Origin of the sequence: Pseudomonas sp. 2822-17 (assembly GCF_002742485.1) — a bacterium.
GTDB lineage: Bacteria > Pseudomonadota > Gammaproteobacteria > Pseudomonadales > Pseudomonadaceae > Aquipseudomonas > Aquipseudomonas cyclaminis.
In genome coordinates this window covers 1-425 of the sequence record NZ_LJRZ01000675.1, presented here as the reverse complement: position 1 = coordinate 425, position 425 = coordinate 1, and the positions used below count along the sequence as shown (strand labels likewise).

General features: G+C 38.1%; 1 protein-coding gene. It reads left to right on the top strand.

The window, feature by feature from the left end; all coding sequences use genetic code 11:
• The coding region (locus tag AOA60_RS23835) for a shikimate kinase (protein WP_218240819.1) at positions 1 to 274 on the top strand (274 nt) is incomplete at its 5' end.
• Positions 275 to 425: the final 151 nt, after the last annotated feature.

The window sequence follows — 425 nt, the reverse complement described above, 5'->3', positions numbered from 1 at the left end:
TCAAGAAGACGTAAAACAAATATGTCTCGAGTCGTGTATAGTCTTTTATTTAGACTTATCGTGGGGCTCCTGGAAAGAAAGGATTAACTTAATCATTGATAGCCGCCCTGTATTAAAGGGCAAGTCAATCGAGGATATGGAAAAACTATTTTATGAGAGACAGCAGATATATGCTGATCATCATTCGAAAATTACTGTGGATAAACAGGAGGCGGAAGAAATCGCAGACCACATCGTTGATTCCATTAAATTATCATGGGAATTATATGATTAAGATACTCTAAACAAACATATTGGGAGCTGAGATGAGTGAGTCAGGTTGTTAAAGTGAAGGGGATAACCATAGGAGAAGGTACGCCAAAAGTGTGTGTTCCAATTGTAGGGGAAACGCTAAAACAGTTAAAAGAGGAAGCACAGTACTTATC